Source organism: Paenisporosarcina sp. P4_D4 (assembly GCF_056401835.1).
Window position 1 is genome coordinate 1 of record NZ_JBFUIO010000373.1, and the last position, 819, is coordinate 819.

The following is an 819-nucleotide window of genomic DNA, read 5'->3' on the forward strand; positions in this document are numbered from 1 at the left end:
GCATAAGGTTGACCGTACCATGTTGGAGGGCATGGTGCATATGGATTAAAATACCATAGAGCATATTTCCCTGGATGGTCTCTCCAATAATCTAAATTCTTTTTTGCTAATCTTTTTTCAACAGATCTCGCTCTTTCATAAAATAAATTACCTTTTTGAACCGCTTCAAAAGAATAATTTCCTCCTTGTACTTGAAAAATGACATCTGAAATTGTTCTTAAATCTCTAAAGTCTAAACAATCGGCTTTAAGACGATTAACAATTACATTTCCAACATATAACATTCCTTGCTGTCCTTCACCTTCGGCTTCTGCCCTCATCATCCTTGCCATTAAGTCAATGTCTGAACTTTTGTATTTTACTCTTGGCATTTATTCACCCCAACAATATAGTATGAAAAAAAGCCTACATTGTGTCATTGTAAACTTAGTTTTAATGCTTACAGTTTCTAAGTATTATGAAAACTTAGACAAACCTTTTTTCACAACGTATGTCAAATAGCCATTCAGCTTGGCGGATTTTCCCATCATAAATACGATGAAATTCGATATATTCAATTCTTCTGGCAATGCCGGTTTAGTTTTCCTCTTTAATGCAGGAAGGAGGCAAAAAAGGGTATGTTCAGAAATCACTTTGAACATACCCTTTTTGATAATTTGTCATTTTATTTGATGAATATCGCTTTATGCAAATCTATTCTTCCAGCAGTTTAATTTCTACCAGTAACCTTTTTAGCATGACTGCTGTCTCTGCCCTTGTTGCAGATTCTTTTGGTTGCAATTCATTTGCCTTGTTTCCTTGAATTACGCCAAGTTGTAT

2 protein-coding genes are annotated in these 819 nt (G+C 34.6%); both read right to left on the bottom strand.

Annotated features, from left to right (window positions below; translation table 11 throughout):
- Nucleotides 1-371: cell wall hydrolase (locus tag AC1DSL_RS18915; RefSeq protein ID WP_477533432.1), on the bottom strand; the 371-nt coding region annotated here is incomplete at its 3' end.
- Nucleotides 372-693: 322 nt separating this feature from the next.
- On the bottom strand, nt 694-819 hold the full coding sequence (locus AC1DSL_RS18920; protein ID WP_477533433.1) for an S-layer homology domain-containing protein: 126 nt from the start codon (nt 817-819) through the stop codon (nt 694-696).